The 17,201-nt window shown below is 27.6% G+C and carries 18 protein-coding genes; 15 read left to right on the top strand and 3 right to left on the bottom strand.

From position 1 onward, the window contains the following. Positions 1–78 precede the first annotated feature (78 nt). The 7 genes from psyc5s11_RS13585 (at position 79) to lepB (psyc5s11_RS13555) (ending at position 6,951) form a co-directional block, all read left to right on the top strand. Positions 79–1,902 carry an alpha-amylase family glycosyl hydrolase gene (locus psyc5s11_RS13585; RefSeq protein WP_224038102.1) on the top strand — a complete coding sequence of 608 codons (1,824 nt, stop codon included), beginning with the start codon at positions 79–81 and terminating at the stop codon, positions 1,900–1,902. 259 nt (positions 1,903–2,161) lie between these two features. Then, positions 2,162–3,169 (top strand): type II TA system antitoxin MqsA family protein, encoded by a 1,008-nt coding sequence (locus psyc5s11_RS13580; RefSeq protein WP_224038101.1) that lies wholly within the window; start codon positions 2,162–2,164, stop codon positions 3,167–3,169. Between the two features lie 465 nt (positions 3,170–3,634). Then, positions 3,635–4,798, top strand: a complete 1,164-nt coding sequence (locus psyc5s11_RS13575; protein ID WP_224038100.1) for a class I SAM-dependent methyltransferase — start codon at positions 3,635–3,637, stop codon at positions 4,796–4,798. Positions 4,799–5,114: 316 nt separating this feature from the next. Beyond that, positions 5,115–5,429, top strand: a complete 315-nt coding sequence (locus psyc5s11_RS13570; protein ID WP_224038099.1) for a DUF6442 family protein — start codon at positions 5,115–5,117, stop codon at positions 5,427–5,429. Positions 5,430–5,457: 28 nt separating this feature from the next. After that, complete coding sequence (locus psyc5s11_RS13565) at positions 5,458–5,667, top strand: helix-turn-helix transcriptional regulator (RefSeq protein WP_224038098.1); 210 nt, start codon at positions 5,458–5,460, stop codon at positions 5,665–5,667. A gap of 135 nt (positions 5,668–5,802) precedes the next feature. Then, positions 5,803–6,345 (top strand): signal peptidase I, encoded by a 543-nt coding sequence (gene lepB / locus psyc5s11_RS13560; protein WP_224038097.1) that lies wholly within the window; start codon positions 5,803–5,805, stop codon positions 6,343–6,345. Between the two features lie 93 nt (positions 6,346–6,438). After that, complete coding sequence (gene lepB, locus psyc5s11_RS13555; protein WP_224038188.1) at positions 6,439–6,951, top strand: signal peptidase I; 513 nt, start codon at positions 6,439–6,441, stop codon at positions 6,949–6,951. Positions 6,952–7,026: 75 nt separating this feature from the next. On the opposite strand, the gene psyc5s11_RS27890 is transcribed toward lepB (psyc5s11_RS13555), so the two are convergent. Next, positions 7,027–7,161: a hypothetical protein gene (locus psyc5s11_RS27890; protein ID WP_258712453.1), complete on the bottom strand. Its 135-nt coding sequence runs from the start codon at positions 7,159–7,161 to the stop codon at positions 7,027–7,029. A gap of 472 nt (positions 7,162–7,633) precedes the next feature. On the opposite strand from psyc5s11_RS27890, the gene mutL reads away from it, so the two are divergent. The 4 genes from mutL (at position 7,634) to psyc5s11_RS13535 (ending at position 12,346) form a co-directional block, all read left to right on the top strand. Next, positions 7,634–9,721 carry a DNA mismatch repair endonuclease MutL gene (gene mutL / locus psyc5s11_RS13550; protein WP_224038096.1) on the top strand — a complete coding sequence of 696 codons (2,088 nt, stop codon included), beginning with the start codon at positions 7,634–7,636 and terminating at the stop codon, positions 9,719–9,721. A gap of 18 nt (positions 9,722–9,739) precedes the next feature. After that, the gene (gene miaA, locus psyc5s11_RS13545) at positions 9,740–10,669 is read left to right on the top strand and encodes a tRNA (adenosine(37)-N6)-dimethylallyltransferase MiaA (RefSeq protein ID WP_224038095.1); all 930 of its coding nucleotides are present in this window, start codon (positions 9,740–9,742) and stop codon (positions 10,667–10,669) included. A gap of 47 nt (positions 10,670–10,716) precedes the next feature. Next, positions 10,717–10,950: an RNA chaperone Hfq gene (gene hfq, locus psyc5s11_RS13540; protein ID WP_224038094.1), complete on the top strand. Its 234-nt coding sequence runs from the start codon at positions 10,717–10,719 to the stop codon at positions 10,948–10,950. A 106-nt stretch (positions 10,951–11,056) separates the two neighbouring features. Next, the gene (locus psyc5s11_RS13535) at positions 11,057–12,346 is read left to right on the top strand and encodes a methionine gamma-lyase family protein (protein WP_224038093.1); all 1,290 of its coding nucleotides are present in this window, start codon (positions 11,057–11,059) and stop codon (positions 12,344–12,346) included. Between the two features lie 110 nt (positions 12,347–12,456). On the opposite strand, the gene lexA is transcribed toward psyc5s11_RS13535, so the two are convergent. Continuing rightward, a complete protein-coding gene (gene lexA / locus psyc5s11_RS13530; protein WP_224038092.1) occupies positions 12,457–13,065 on the bottom strand; it encodes a transcriptional repressor LexA in 609 nt (202 codons plus the stop codon). A gap of 203 nt (positions 13,066–13,268) precedes the next feature. Between lexA and psyc5s11_RS13525 the strand changes: the two genes are divergently transcribed. The 3 genes from psyc5s11_RS13525 (at position 13,269) to psyc5s11_RS13515 (ending at position 15,035) form a co-directional block, all read left to right on the top strand. Further along, positions 13,269–13,772, top strand: coding sequence for a GAF domain-containing protein (locus tag psyc5s11_RS13525; RefSeq protein WP_224038091.1), 504 nt, complete (start codon positions 13,269–13,271; stop codon positions 13,770–13,772). Between the two features lie 159 nt (positions 13,773–13,931). After that, positions 13,932–14,345, top strand: coding sequence for a hypothetical protein (locus psyc5s11_RS13520; RefSeq protein ID WP_224038090.1), 414 nt, complete (start codon positions 13,932–13,934; stop codon positions 14,343–14,345). 87 nt (positions 14,346–14,432) lie between these two features. After that, positions 14,433–15,035: a hypothetical protein gene (locus psyc5s11_RS13515; protein ID WP_224038089.1), complete on the top strand. Its 603-nt coding sequence runs from the start codon at positions 14,433–14,435 to the stop codon at positions 15,033–15,035. Between the two features lie 108 nt (positions 15,036–15,143). Here psyc5s11_RS13515 and psyc5s11_RS13510 read toward each other — a convergent pair whose 3' ends face one another. Beyond that, positions 15,144–16,133, bottom strand: coding sequence for a tyrosine recombinase XerC (locus tag psyc5s11_RS13510; protein ID WP_224038088.1), 990 nt, complete (start codon positions 16,131–16,133; stop codon positions 15,144–15,146). 559 nt (positions 16,134–16,692) lie between these two features. On the opposite strand from psyc5s11_RS13510, the gene ybaK reads away from it, so the two are divergent. Continuing rightward, a complete protein-coding gene (gene ybaK / locus psyc5s11_RS13505) occupies positions 16,693–17,172 on the top strand; it encodes a Cys-tRNA(Pro) deacylase (protein ID WP_224038087.1) in 480 nt (159 codons plus the stop codon). The last annotated feature ends 29 nt before the right edge of the window (positions 17,173–17,201 follow it).

The raw sequence follows: 17,201 nt of genomic DNA, 5'->3' as shown, positions 1-17,201 counted from the left end.
ATTATTATCTATTTATGTAAAAATAGTATTATGGAATACTGTATTATTCAATTAAAAAATTATGTGGAGGTATTTGATATGTGTAATTCAATAATAAGCAACTGGAATGAAGATGAGTTAAGAGAACTTTATCAATCAATATATAATAATAATGAAGCTTATGAACAACTTATCTTAAGTCTTAAATCGTATTATAAGCTCAGACCTTTAAATTTAAAGAAAAGAGATATGGAAGAAGAACAGTGGATTCAAAAGAGAGATACTGTTGGAATGATGCTTTACGTGGATTTATTTGCAGGGAATCTAAAGAAATTGGCTAAAAAGGCTAGTTATTTTAAGTCTCTTGGAATTACATTGGTTCATCTTATGCCACTTTTAAAACCGAGAGAAGGACAAAATGACGGTGGGTATGCAGTAGAAAGTTACAGAGAAATTGATCCCAAACTAGGAAATATGGACGATTTTCAAAAGGTAATTGATGCTTTTCATAATAGTGGTATTAGAGTATGTATTGACTTTGTTATGAATCATACTGCAAAGGAACATGAATGGGCGCAGAAGGCGGTGCAAGGAATTAAACCTTATGATGAATTTTACTTAATGTATGATTCAGATGAAATTCCTAGAGATTACGAGCAAACTGTTCCACAAGTATTTCCAAAGGTATCTCCAGGAAATTTTACTTACTATCAGTGTTACAATAAGTGGATATTTACATCTTTCTATGAGTTTCAATGGGATCTAAATTATGCAAATCCACTTGTATTTAATGCTATGGCGGAGAATATGTTATATTTCACCAATATAGGAATAGATCTTATAAGATTAGATGCAATACCTTTTATATGGAAACAACTTGGAACCAACTGTAGAAATCTACCAAATGTACATAAATTATTACGAATGCTTCAGATTATTGTCAAAATGATTGCACCATCATCAGCAATATTAGGAGAAGCAATTGTAGAACCTAATGAAATTGTCAAGTATTTTGGGCAGGATGATAAAATAGAATGTAATCTTTTGTACAATGCATCTTACATGGTAGATATATGGAATGCAATTGCTACTAGGGATGGAAGATGTTTAAGTCATTCCGTAAATAGATATGTTCCAAAGGAAACTTGCTGGATTAATTATGCACGATGTCATGATGATATTGGTTGGGGAATTGAAGATAATGTTCTTAGAGGATTGGGCTTTGATCCATATAATCATAAACAGTTTTTAATAAATTTTTATAATGGATCCATTCAAGATAGCTTTGCGAGAGGACGGCTGTATGAATTTAATCCAGAAGATATGGATGCTAGGAATACAGGCACACTTGCAAGCTTGGCAGGGCTTGAAAAGGCAGTATATGAAAGTGATGATTATCAAAAGGAGATAGCGATTAATCGTATAAAACTTATTCATGCAATTATTTTATTATCCAAGGGAGTACCAATGATATATAGCGGTGATGAAATTGGGGCGTTAAATAACTATAGCTATGAGCACAATAGTGATAAATCACATGATTCAAGATGGCTACATAGAGGAGTATTTGATTGGAATAAAGGAATTTCAAAGGATCCAATAAAGAGTAAAGTTTATGAGGATACAAAACAATTAATCAAATTAAGAAAACAATTTCCAATATTTGATGGGAAAATTAATCAGATAAATATGCAATTATTCAATAAACATGTTTTTGGATTTATTAGAATATCCGAAGGCAGCGAACTTAAACCTGTTATTGCACTTTTCAATTTTTCTGAGGAGAATCAGTTGGTTGGCACCTACGATATTAAACAAAATCAAATATATGGTATAAAAACTGATCTTCTTCAAGGTAAAACAATCAACTTGGATGAGGAAACAATTTTACTTAGACCATTAGAATTTCTAATAATGCAATAATAAAAGGTAATAAAAATAATGAATTACAACAAAAATACTTTTAAATATATATTCTTAAGACTAAAAACATATAAGATATAAACTATTGGTACAAGCCATCATTAAATAAATGTTTAGTGATGGCTTTTTATTTGCTCAGTGAAGAATAAAATTTAAATAAGAGTCAATAATAAAAGATAAGTGCCATCAAATGGTGGCACTTAATAATGAAATATGTTATTATAGTAATATAATAAAAAGTTAAAAAGGAGAGATTTCTATGAAAATGATCTTCTGTGAAAAATGCAATAAAAAAGTGTACTATGACATAAGGAAAAGTATTATTGAGGATTTTAAGGGACAGAAAGTTAATATTGAAGAAAATATAGCTGTTTGTATGGAATGTGGAACAGAATTATTTGTACCTGAAATTGAAAATGATAATTTAAAAAGAATTTATACAAAGTATGCTGAGCTTACTGGGATAATAACTCCTAATGAAATTATAAATTTCAGAGAAAATTATAATTTATCACAAAGGGAACTAGTTTCAATACTTGGATGGGGAAAGATGACTATAAATAGGTATGAAAATGGAGGATTACCTAGTAAGAGTCACAGCGATATATTAAAAAATATAAGCATAAGTGAAGAGTCATTTAAAGAGAGAATTGAAGAATCTTATAGATCTTCAAGAATAAATGAAAAAGTATATACTAAACTTATGAATTCTTTTAAAAGTACAAGTGAAAATATGATTATCAGCTTACTTGAAAATGAATTTTCTCATAAGGAAAGTATAGAAAATGGATTCAGAAGATTTGATGTGGAACTTGTAGAAAATTTAATAAGTTATATAGCTAGTAAAGTTAATAATTTATATAAAACAAGTTTAAATAAATACCTATGGTTTATAGATTTACTAAATTATAAAGAGAATACTAGATCTATAACAGGATTTGTATATGTAAAACAACAATTTGGACCAACTATTGAGAAAAAAGGTTATGAGATGATAATAAACTTGCTAGACAATAAGTTTGATATAGAAGAAACTGAAGAAGATTATAATAGCACAAAAAAAATCATAAGTAAGAATAACTATGATATGTCTGTGTTTTCAGAAGATGAAATGGAAGTTATTAATCTTGTTATTAATAATTTTAAAGGAAAGACTTGTGCAAATATATCAAATGAATCACATAAAGAACCTGGTTGGCTTGAAAACAATATAAATAATGTAATTTCTTATGAGTATGGTGATAGATTAGTGTACGATTTTAAGTAATAATCAACCTGGTGTATTTCAGGTAAAGTATATTGTGAAATTATGTTAGTTATTAATTGAACTTGTGCTGAAAGAAGGTAGTTAAAATAAAGGATCCATTTTTAAAAGAGTTTTTAAAGCAAGTTAAAAAAATAGTCGCAAGTGAAGAAGGTGGATTTACCTTTGCAGGAGGCAGAAAAAAGAATAGTAATTTCCTGAAAGAAAGAGGTTTAACTGTAGATAATGTTGTTGAAGCAATATTATCTCTTACACCTAATGATGTTCCTAAGGGCCCACAAGCTGATAGAGATGGATATGAAGGATTCATATATACCTTTAAATCTAATTACCTAGCAGATGAAGTAATATATATTAAAATACGATATAATCCTCCAAGAGCGAGGTGGTTTGTATATCATTTCATGAGGATGAAATATAAAAAGCAATGTAGATTTTTAAAATAAATAACACGAGGTGTATTAAAAAATGGAAGAGTTAAAAAAAGCAATAGATGAAATAATGCAAGAAAATATAATTAAATTAGTTATTAGCAATAAAATTAATAAAAATGCTGAATATAACAAGATAACGTTTATGTTTAAAGAAAATAATGATAAACAATATTATCAAATAGAGAAATATACTGATAAACAGGTATTCCATGAAAATATTGATGTTGATGTTTTAAGAGACAAAGTTTTAGAATATTTCTCATCAAATTATAAACAAATTTCAGCTTGGTCAAATACTACTACTTTTGAACTCAAAATTTCTAAAAAAGGTAATTTGTTATTAAGTAAGAAAAAAAATGATAATACGAAGCTTGTTAATAAGGATCATAATAAAGAAAAAAATTACATACTAAAAGAAGGTATGATTATTCAGCCTCTTATAGATTTAGGAATTTTCACGAAAGAGGGTAAAGTAGTTAATTCAAAATATGATAAGTATAAGCAAATAAATAGGTTTGTAGAAGTTATTGATGATGAAATTAAAAAGAATGATTTTAAGGAACTTACTATTTTAGATTTTGGATGTGGAAAATCTTATTTAACATTTGTTTTATATTATTACTTTGTAGAAATCAAAAAAATCAATGTTAAAATGATAGGGTTAGATCTTAAAGCTGATGTTATTAAAAAATGTAATGATATAGCTAAACGTTATAATTATGAAAATTTACATTTTGAGCTTGGAGATATAAATGGATTTAAATACAATAATAAAGTTGATATGGTAATTACATTACATGCATGTGATACAGCCACTGATTATGCTTTATATAATGCAATAAAGTGGAATACTAAAATGATTTTCTCTGTTCCTTGTTGCCAGCATGAGTTTAATGCTCAAATGAAAAGTGATTCATTATCCATATTAACAAAGTATGGAATAATACAAGAGAGAATTGCAGCCCTTATGACAGATTCAGTTCGTGCTAATTTATTAGAAGCTGTAGGATATAGAACTCAACTTTTAGAGTTTATAGATATATCACATTCTCCTAAAAATATATTAATTAGAGCATCAAAATCTAAACTATCTAAGGATCAAAAAGAAAAAGCTTTAGGTGAAGTTACAAATTTAATGAAGCAATTTAACTTAAGTCCAACATTATTTAAACTATTAAAAGAAGATAATTTGATTTAAGATTCAATCCTATGCAAGCTATTTTACACGTATTTAGCCTAAAATTTACGTGATGATGATACTATGTATTTTAATGGCTCCATTAAGTGAATTCATGACAGTACTTAACTATAAGTGTTTAAGTGTTGTTGTGAATTTTTTTCTGTGTATAAATAGTAAATTGAGTTGTATTTCCATGTAATAATTTATAGTATATATTCTATTTGCAAAGTATAAATATATTTTTGACAAGTTTAAATATTTTTATGACAAGTTTACTTGACAATGATAAAATCCCATGATATATTATATTTAAATTACGGAGGGATTGATGTCAATGAATAAAGAAGAAATTTTAGAGAGAAATAGAAAGTATAATACGCATACAGAAGAAGATGAAAGAGAACAATATATTAGTGGGAAAGCAGGAATATATGCTAAGAGTGTTTTCACTTTAGTAGTTGTTATAATAGCAATGTATAAACGTTATAAGAATATTCCTAACGGCGATGTATGGTGTATATTTATGACTTATTGTGCAACTGAATCTTTATATAAATATTATTATTTAAAGAATAAAAAGCTACTTTTATCAGGTGTTTTTTTTAGTATTTTTGCTATATGTTGGTTACTTGATTTTGTTATCTTGTGATTTTAAATTGTAAATAAGGAGGATGCTTATGGAGGAATCATTAATTTTACAAAATCGATTAAGAGTCGCACGTGCTGAAAAAAAATTATCTCAAGGAGATTTAGCAAAACTCGTTAGTGTGTCACGTCAAACTATCAGTTCAATAGAAACAGGACAATTTTGCCCAAGTGCTAAATTAGCATTATTAATTTGTATAGCATTAGATAAAGAATTTGAGGAACTATTTTATTTTGAATAATAGTATAAAGAATAATTTACAATTAAATTAAAATCATAATATTTAGAACGTTTGGATTAAATTAAAGAATCTAATCCTTATTGATTTTACATATTAGGTTTAAAATATGAACTATAATTTTAGGAGGTATCTATTTTGGAAGAAATTAATAACCAAAAGAAAAAAAATATAAATATCAGGAGCTTTTTTAAAGATTGGGTAATACCAATAATTAGTGCTCTAATAATAGCTTTTTTAATAAATAAATTTCTGTTTTTTAATGTAGTTGTACCAACAGGTTCAATGATTCCAACCATAAATAAAGAAGACAAAGGAGTTATAAGTGTAATATATAACACGAAAAATATGAAAAGAGGTGATATAATTGTATTTCATTCTAATGAATATAATGAATTGCTGATAAAACGATTAATAGGACTTCCAGGTGATGATATAGAAATAAAAAACGGAATAGTCTCTATTAATGGTGAAGAGCTAAAAGAAGATTATGTGAAAAATAAAGATCAATATAATGGAATATTTAAAGTTCCAGAAGGAAAGTACTTTTTCTTAGGAGACAACAGGCCAAACTCAGCTGATTCAAGATATTGGAAAGACCATTACGTTGACAGTTCTGATATAAAAGGAAAATTACAATTTAGATTTTATCCTTTCAAAGATTTTGGAATAGTAAAATAGTTGAAAAAACTAACTATTTTATTATGAGTAATATTAAAATTATAATTTAGAGGTGTTTATTTTGGAAGGAAATAGTATCATAAAAAAAGTAATATATCTATAGGATATTTTTTGAAAGTTTGGATAATACCAATAATTAGCGCTCTAATAATAGCTTCTTTTATAAATAAAATACTATTTTTTAATATAGTTTTACCACCCTCTGGTTCAATGATTCCAACTTTAAATGATTATGATAGGGCGCTTGTGAGTAGAATATATAATATGGAGAACACTAAAAGAGGAAGTATAATTGTATTCTATTCCCAAGAGCTTGATAAACTATTAGTAAAGAGGTTAATAGGAATTCCAGGTGATAAAATAGAAATAAAAGATGGCATAGTATTTGTTAATGGAGATCGATTAGAAGAAGATTATGTGAAAAACATAGATGATTATAATGGAATATTTGAAGTACCAGAAGGAAAATACTTTTTTTTAGGAGATAATAGACCAAATTCTAACGACTCAAGGTTTTGGAAAAATCCTTATATATTGAGTAATGATATAGAAGGAAAAGTTCAATTTAGATTTTATCCATTGAAAGATTTCGGATGGGCAAATTAATAAAAACTAACCACTCAATTAGCGAGTGGCTAGTTTTTTAGCTTTTATGGTTATAAACGTATACTAATAGATAGCTTATTTATAAGTAGTACAAGGTGAAGGTTCATCTTCTCCGTAAGGACTTTTTTCATTTGCTTTATTCTTTGCAATTTTAGGATAATTTCGTGATGTTGGATCAGATTCACTTTTAGAAAACTTTTTATTTGCCATATAATAGCCTCCTCTTTAATAAGTTGATTCCTATATTAGCTTATCCATGTTATCAAAAAATATTAGTAATTTAATATTAGGCATATGAAAATAAATAACAAGTCCAAAGTTGCCATGAATATTTTTTATCAGGCAAGAAGACTAATTGCCCTCATAGCGGGCCTATTAGGTCAATTTGCCGACGTGAGCAGTGAACCAAAATCTATGATTTTGTGTGAATCGCTTACTCAGTGAGCGTAGCGAATCGAGCTTCATTTATGATGGAAAATAGGCTGGCAAATGGACTTGTTATTTTTTTGATTATGCCTTATATTGTTGAATGTACCTTATGTAAAAATTTAATTATGATTTGAATTGTTATTCCTATTTAGATTAGATATAATACATTTGAATAAAGATAAAATTATAATGCCTTAAACTTTACATAAAATGAAGTTATGTATAAAATGAAAGTAGGAAGGGAGGTCATAAATTGAAAAGAATTAATATTTTAAATGAAGATACTGCAAATAAGATTGCAGCAGGAGAAGTTGTTGAAAGGCCCTCTTCAGTAGTTAAGGAATTAGTTGAAAATTCTATAGATGCTAATTCTAAAAACATAGTAATTGAAATAGAGGAAGGTGGAACATCACTTATCAGAATTATTGATGATGGAGATGGAATTTATAAAGATGACATAGATAAAGCTTTTCTTCCTCATGCTACTAGTAAGATTAATAAATCAGAAGATATTTATAATATACATACTCTAGGTTTTAGAGGAGAGGCTCTTCCATCAATAGCATCTGTAGCTAAGGTTAATTTAAAATCAAAACAAGAAAATACAGAATTCGGTTATGAAATATCTATTGAAGGTGGAAGACAGTCAGAAGTTACTGAGTGTGGTGTAAATAAAGGTACAATAATTGAAGTTAGTGATTTGTTTTTTAATGTACCTGCTAGAAAAAAATTCTTAAAGTCTACATCTAAAGAAGGTTCTTTAATAAATGATATAATAACTAGGCTTGCTTTAGCTAATCCAAAAGTTAGTTTTGAATTATATAATAATCATAAGAAAATTCTTCACACTTTTGGTAATGGAGATCTTAAAGATGTCATAAGAACTATATATGGAAAGTCTATAACTGATAATATACTTTATTATGATGATTCCTCTGATCTTATAACTGTTTATGGATATGTGGGGAAAGAGGAAATAGCTAGAGGTTCTAGAAATAATCAAAGTATTTTTGTAAATAAAAGATATATAAAAAACAGATCACTTGGAATAGCTGTTGAACAAGCATTTAAATCTTTTTCAACAGTAAGTAAGTTCCCATTCTTTATATTATTTATAGAAGTGTACCCTGAAGACGTAGATGTTAATATTCACCCAACTAAAGCAGAAGTAAAATTTAATGATGAAAGAATGATATTTAAGAAGATTTTTGGAGCAGTACATAATGCCTTGAAAAATGAAGTGTTTGAAACTTTTGCTATAAAAGAAGAGACTGAAACTATTAAACCTGCAACTGTTCCAAGTTTTGAAGAAATAACTTTTAAGATAAAAGAGGAAGAGGAAAAAGTTAAATTTGCAAATTCAGCTGCTAAAATTTTGATGGAGCAAGGAAAAGATCTAAAAGTAGATAATTCTTCTAATGAAGAAAAATATACAAATACATATGTTTCAAAATTAAATTATGAGAACAAATCATCATTAACTAATGATAATAATTCACCTTTAGTTGATTATAATAGTTCATCTTCAGCTGATGAAAATGGTTTATCACGTAAAAGAAGCAATAATGATGAATTAAATAAAAGTGTGATTGATATTCCTGTAGATTTTAAATCTACTATAATTAATGAGAATTCAAATGAAATTAAAATTAATAAGACAGATATTAATTATGAATATGAAACTAGCGATAAAGATATAACTATAGACAATTCAACTTTACAAATGAAAGTTGAAAGTAATATTTCTAAGGCAATTGCGAAATTTCCGCCAATCACTATAATTGGTCAGTATAACAAGACTTATATATTAGGTGAATATGAAGGAACTTTGTATATGATTGATCAACATGCTGCTCATGAGAAAATATTATTCGAGAAATATTTAAAGGAAATTGAAAATGGAAATATTATAATTCAACCACTTATGGTTCCAAGTGTAATTGATTTAAGTATAGATGATTATTCTTACTTTGAAGAAAATAAAAAAGTATTTGAAGAAGCAGGATTTTGCTTACAAGAATTTGGTGGAAATTCATTATCCTTAAAAGAAGTTCCATATTTTCTAGGAAAACTTAATCCTAAAAACTTATTTCTAGATATACTTGATAATCTTAAAAACTTAGGTAATGGAAAGACAAGTGAAGTTAAACATAATGCTATAGCCAGCAAAGCATGCAAAGCTGCAATTAAAGGGAATGATAAGCTAGAACTCAATGAAATGATAAAACTCATTGAAGATTTAAGGTTTATTGATGACCCATTTCATTGTCCACACGGAAGGCCTGCAATAATAAAATTTACAAGTGTTGATATTGACAAAAAATTTAGGAGAATAATTTAACAAAGAAAGGATGAAAAAATGAAAAAAAAACTATTAGTAATTGGCGGCCCAACTGCTGTAGGGAAGACTGACCTTTCTATAAAACTTGCAAAAAAATTAAATGGAGAAATTATTTCAGCTGACTCTATGCAAATTTATAGGTATATGGATATTGGTTCTGCAAAAGTAACAAAAGATGAGATGGATGGAATTAATCATTATTTAATTGATACTATAACTCCTGATGTTCCATTTTCAGTAGCTGATTTTAAAGAATATGGAGATAAGGCGCTAAACGAGATTATAGCTAAAGGAAATTTACCAATAATATCTGGCGGAACAGGACTATATATTAACTCCTTAACTTGCAATATGACATTTACAGAAGCAGAAAAAGATGAGAATTATAGAAAATACTTAGAAAATTTATCAATAGAAAAAGGGAATGAATATGTACACGAAATGTTAAAAGAATGTGATCCAATAAGTTATGAAGAAATACATCCTAATAATAGAAAAAGAGTTATTCGTGCATTAGAAGTATTTAAACTTACAAATAAACCATTTAGCTCTTATAATGCTGGTGATGATTTTTATTATAGCAATTATGATGTATATTATTATGTTTTAACTATGGACAGGGAAATGTTATACAAGAGAATAAATAGAAGAGTAGATATAATGATGGAAAAAGGACTCTTAGATGAGTGTATAAGATTAAAAGAAATGGGATATAATTCAGATATTCAATCAATGCAAGGAATAGGGTATAAAGAAATTTTATATTACTTGGAAGGAAAAATTTCTTTAAATGAAGCAATTGATATGATAAAGCAAGGATCTAGAAATTATGCCAAAAGACAATTAACCTGGTTTAGACGAGACAAACGATGTGTATTTTTAGATAAAGATACATTGGATGATGATGAAATTTTAGATAAAGTTATTAATGACATGAGAAACAACTAGCGTTATAATAATATTATTAATAAAGTTTCTTATGGAGGTGTTATATTTTGGTCAATAAACAACAAAGTAATCTACAAGATATTTTTTTAAACAATGCGAGAAAAAATAAAATACAATTAACTATACATTTATTGAATGGATTTCAATTAAAGGGTATTGTAAAAGGTTTTGATAATTTCACTGTTATTTTAGACTGCGATAATAAACAAATGCTTATATATAAGCATTCAATATCAACTATAACGCCAATTGAACCAATTTTATTTGCAGATAATGAATAAGGTCAAAAGATTAGTAAATAGGCATTAATTTTGCCTATTTATTTTTGAGCCTGAAAAAAATTTTATATAAATTAAACTTATATATTTTGGAGGATGAAAATTAGATATGCTAAAAAAAACAGAAGAATTTTTAATTAATAACTACAATATAAGCGAAAAAACATTTGAAATATATAGACAGGCTATATCAGAGGTGGAAGTTCAATTTAAAGAATATGATGAAATTAGAGAATTTAATCAACTAAAGGTTCTAAGAGCTTTTCAAGTAGAAAAAATAAGTGATTCTCACTTTACTAATACTACTGGGTACGGACTTGATGATTTAGGGAGAGATGCTTTAGATAAAGTATATGCTAGAATTTTTAATACCGAAGCTGGGCTTGTTCGTCCGAATTTTGTTAGCGGTACCCATGCTATTGGATGTGCTATAGCTGGAAATGTAAAACCAGGCGATAAAATACTTTGTGTTTCAGGGCTCCCTTATGATACTTTACTTGGAGTTCTTGGATTGTCAAAAAAGAAAAATTCTGGTTCATTAGATGAATATGGAATTAAAACTGATATAGTAGATTTAGATAAAGAAGGTAAATTTCAATTTGACAAAATTAAAGAAGCTCTAAATACAGATCCTAGTATAAAGCTTATACATATTCAAAGAAGCACAGGTTATGCTTCTAGAAAATCATTTTTAGTTTCAGAAATAGCAGAAGTAATTAAACATATAAGAGAAGTTAGAACAGATGTAATAATATTTATAGATAACTGTTACGGTGAATTTATTGAAACTGTTGAACCTACAGAATTTGGTGCTGATATTATGGCAGGCTCACTTATGAAAAATATAGGTGGTGGGATTGCACCAGGGGGCGGATATGTTGTAGGAAAAAAAGAATATGTAGATGCTGCTGCAAATAGATTGACTGTTCCGGGCGTAGGAGGAGAGTATGGCGCTACATATGGTCTTATGAGGAGTTTTTACCAAGGATTGTTCTCAGCTCCACATGTATCTATAGAAGCTGTAAAAACTGCAATTTTTTGCGCTCGTGTAATGGAAATTGTAGGTTTTAAAGTATTTCCATCATCAAGTGATAAAAGAACAGATATAATTCAAGCAATTGAATTTGGAGATCCTAAAAAATTAATTAATTTCTGTAGTGGAATACAAGCAGGATCACCAATAGATGCATTTGCAGTGTGTGAACCCTGGGCAATGCCGGGATATGATAGTGAAATTGTTATGGCAGCAGGTGCATTTATTTCAGGTTCGACTATTGAATTATCAGCAGACGGACCTGTGAGAGAACCATATATAGCTTATATCCAAGGCGGATTAAATTTTGATCATGGTAAAATAGGTGTACTTATTGGATTAAGTAAAGTATTAGAAACAGAATAATTTTTTCAGATAAAGCAAAGTTCAATGAATTATAATTAAAATTGTATAATATATAAAAGCAAGTCAGTATACTAATGCTAAATACTGACTTGCTTTATATATATAAGTTTTTATATGAAAGATCTGAATATTCCAACAAGCTTACCTAATATTTTGCAATCATCTACTAAAATAGGCTTCATAGTATCATTTTCAGGTTGAAGTCTAATATGATCCTTTTCTTTAAAGAATCTCTTTATCGTAGCACTATCATCTATTAAAGCAACTACTATATCACCATTTATTGCATTTTGTGAACTTTCTATAATAGCTAAATCATTATCTCTGATACCTACATTAACCATACTTTGCCCGGAAACTCGAAGCATAAAAAGTTCTTTATCATGTTTTATATAATCTAATGGTATTGGGAACGTATCTTCTATGTTTTCAGTTGCAAGTATTGGAAGTCCTGCTGTAATTTTACCTATAATAGGAATATTAATCATCTCTTTTTTGGGAGCTGAAAGTTCAGCTATTTCTAAAGCTCTTGGCTTAGATGGATCTCTTTTAATCATGCCCTTTTTTTCTAATCTTTTTAAATGGCCATGAACAGTTGAAGTTGATCTTAAAGATACAGCTTCACAAATTTCCCTTACTGAAGGTGGATAGCCTTTGTTTCCTGTATAAGTTTTTAAAAATTCATATATTTCTGATTGCTTATCTTTTACGTCTGCCATTAACAAACACCTCACTATTCTTCTAATTATTATAGCATATTACTGTACTATAGAGCAAACTTATGTTCTGAAATTTTACTGCTTCTATATTATTCTTCCCATAATATTAAATTAATAGTATTATATTTATAATAAATATCAAAATTTATGAAATTAAATTTTGATATTATCAGTTAAAATTAATTGAAAGATAAGGTGATAGAATGTTTGATATAAAAATCTTTGAAAATATAAGCATAGAGAGTAAGTTAGACAATATGCTTGTTATGCTTGAAGGGTTAATGCAAGATAAAGAAGATTTACCTATAACTAAGCTTTGTAATGCTTCAGCATTAATTAATGTACTTATAGGGAGAATAAACTGGTGTGGTTTTTATTTGGTAAAAAACAATACACTTATACTTGGGCCTTTTCAAGGCATGCCAGCTTGCACTAAAATTGAAATTGGCAAAGGTGTATGCGGAACTTCTGCTTCAAAAAGAGAAACACTGCTAATTAAAGATGTACATAAATTTGAAGGACATATTGCTTGCGATGCTGCTTCGAACTCTGAAATAGTTGTACCTATAATTAAAGAAAATGAACTTATAGGTGTTCTTGATTTAGATAGTGATGAATTTGACAGATTTACAGAAGTAGAGAAAGATTATTTAGAAAGAACAATTAATATTCTTAATAAATATATAAACTGGGAAGATATAATATAAATAAACTTAACAAAACATATTAGTTTTAAATATTAAAGTAAAGTAGAACAAATATGTATTAGGCACATGAAAATAAATAACAAGTCTAAAATTTGCTTTAGCTAATTATTTTTGTTATAATTTAATGATATTCCATAATAGAAAAATGAGGTGTTTTATATGACATATAAGTATACAGATGATGATAATTGTGATATCTATGAAAATAAGATTTGTGATAATTGTGGCAAATGTTTGGAACTAGAAGGCATAGATACAAAAGCCATTAAAATAGAAGATATTGCAAAAACAAAAGAAGAAAACGAATTATTAGAAGAAGAGTTTTTAAATGATTTAAAAACTTCTTTAAATGAAGACGAACTTCATGAAATAGATGAAGAGAATCTTGATTTAAAAGATATATACAGTAAATTCGGGAAAACAACAAATGAAATTGATGATTCTAAAGAAGAATATGAAGATGCTTTTGAACATATAGAGTATTTAGATGAAGTAGGCCTAAATGCCGATGAGGATATTGAGGAAATGACGGAAGAAATTTATCCTGGAATTAGAAAATTAAAAAAACAATAATAGTATATAATTAAAAATTGCGCATAGATTTTCGTTGTAGTTCACATAATAATATCGTAATACAATTCAAAGAAAGGGTGATTTATTATGAAACGGAAATCTATTTTAGTTGCAATTATTATAGTTGCAATATCGTTAGTTGGTTGCAGCGGAAATTCAAAAACAGGTAATAATGCTACTGGTAATCCTAATACCGCAAATAATTCTACTGGCAATATGGATGGTAATAATATTACCGGTAATCCTAATACTGCGAATAATGCTACTGACAATACAGATACAACTAAAAATGCTACCGGAAATACAGATAATGATATAACTAATTCTACAGGATCTATTAACAATGCTTTAAACTACACTGCTACGAACTTCAGAGATGATTTTAGAAATGCTGGCTATAAACTTGAAGATTCAGCGAATACTAATAAAAATTACTTTGGCGGAAAAGAAACAGATTATTTAATGGGAAAAGATGTAGTTAGAGTTTATGAATATAATTCTGCTAATGACTTACAAACTGATGTGAACAGAATTTCCCAAAATGGATTAACAATAAACGGGACAGATGCAAATTACACTAGAAAGCCGTATTATTATAGGAAGGGCAATTCGCTTATAATGTATGAAGGCAATGAACCAGCATATACTGATCATTTTAAAACAATGTATGGAAATACATTGATACCTTAAATATAAGAATAGAAATACATATGTTTAAAATCTTATTTAAATTAATAAAAGGTTACTAGTATAAAATTATGACTAGTAGCCTTTTTTATGTGGAAGGAGAGTGCAGAATTATAATTTTGAAAGAGGATTTGATTTTACTGCTTCTCTTAATGAATCATCATCTACATGGGTATAAATTTGTGTAGTTGATATATTTTCGTGTCCTAATATGCTTTGAAGACTTCTTATATCTACATTCCCATATTTGTACATAAGAGTAGCAGCAGTATGCCTCAATTTATGAGGGGTATATTTTTCATCAGTGAGCCCGGCATTTGTTATATGTTTTTTTATCATAACTTCAACAGTTCGTTTACTTATCGGCGAATTTCTTGAAGATAAGAATAAAAATGTTTTATTTTCCGGTAATGCTTTAGAATCATTTCTAACCTTTTTATAATTCTCTAAAGCTTTCAAACAAGCTTCGTTTAAATATACAGTTCTTTCTTTATTACCTTTTCCTATAATTGTAAGAGTGTCTTCTTTGATTTTATCTCTTCTTATACTGCAAAGTTCCGAAAGACGCATTCCACAATTTAAAAAGAATGTTAAAATACAATAATCTCGTTGATAATTTTTATCATCCTTTTCTAGTGATCCCAGCAAATGAATACTTTGGTTTAAAGTAAGATAAACAGGATGACGTTTATCCAACTTAGGCGATTCTAGTTCAGATGCTGGATTATCTGATATCATCTTAGCTTTCCCTTGAAGATATTTAAAGAAAGATTTTAATGTAGCAACTTTTCTAGCTCTTGCGTAAGCGCTGTTGCCTCTATATTTTTCTGTGAAAGAAAGAAAAGCATATAAATCTCTAAGCTTTATACTTTGTAAAAATTCATCATCTATTTTACTTATATCTATTTCTTCGAATTCAATTAAATCTGAGTTGACTTTGCCACGGTAAACCATCATAAATCTAAAAAACACTGTTAAATCAGTTTTATACCCATTTATAGTATTTACAGATTTGCGTTTTATTGTTTCTAAATAATTTAAAAAATCAATCAAACTCTCTGGACGATTATTATTTTCAACAGATTCAATATTATATTTCATATTTTTCACCTTTTTCACTTATTTAAATTTTAGCTGAAAATCCTAAAAACAATTTATTATTCTCGAAAGTGGCTTGTACACTAACTTTAAGTATATTATATCAGACTTTGAAAAACAATGCAATAATTGCGTTAAATGTATATTTAACGCAATTATTAATAACTGTTTTTAGAATATCTTTTGTAATTTTAATTTTATAAGTTTTTGCAGTTCTTTTATTTAATATCTACTTGTAACTCCTTATCTAATTATTTCTTCATTATCATATGTAATTCAATACAATATTCTTATATGAGGATTTGGATTCTAAGAATTTTGAAATTCAAAAACTATTTCATTTTGTTTTATATTTCATCAATTCAATTCTGACGTTTTTTTGAATTCGAACATAAATAAAACATGAGATAACTACATTTGATATTTTTTCAAATTCACATTTAAAATTTCATATATAAACAGAAAATAAAAGAAAATCTTTATATTTATAATAATTAAAGAAGTTTTATTTTATGCTATAATATACTAGAAATACATTATCCAAGGAGGAAAATTAAAAGTTATGGCAAAAGAAGGCAAAACAAATGCTATGAGAATTTTAGATAGTAACAAAATTGAATATATAACTCATACTTATGAAAATAAAGATAATAAAATTGACGGGGTTGCCGTTGCACATAAAATAGGAAAAGATGTTGACTCTGTTTTTAAGACATTAGTTACCCAAGGACATTCTAAGGAATCTTATGTTTTTGTAATTCCAGTAGCTGAAGAATTAGACATGAAAAAAGCTAGCAAAATAGCTAGTGAAAAAAGTATCGAAATGATCCATGTTAAAGATATAAATAATATTACTGGTTATATCAGAGGTGGCTGTTCCCCACTTGGAATGAAAAAAGTTTTTAAGACTTTTATTCAAGAAGAAGCTTTACTATTTGATACTATAGTATTTAGTGGAGGGAAAATAGGAGCTCAAATTGAAATGAACCCAAATGATCTTGAAAAAGTTATAAAATGCTCATTTGACGATATAATTAAATAACATCTTCTAAATTTAATTATTGAACTATC

The organism is Clostridium gelidum, assembly GCF_019977655.1.
GTDB lineage: Bacteria > Bacillota > Clostridia > Clostridiales > Clostridiaceae > Clostridium > Clostridium gelidum.
This window is presented reverse-complemented; position numbering and strand designations above follow the sequence as displayed.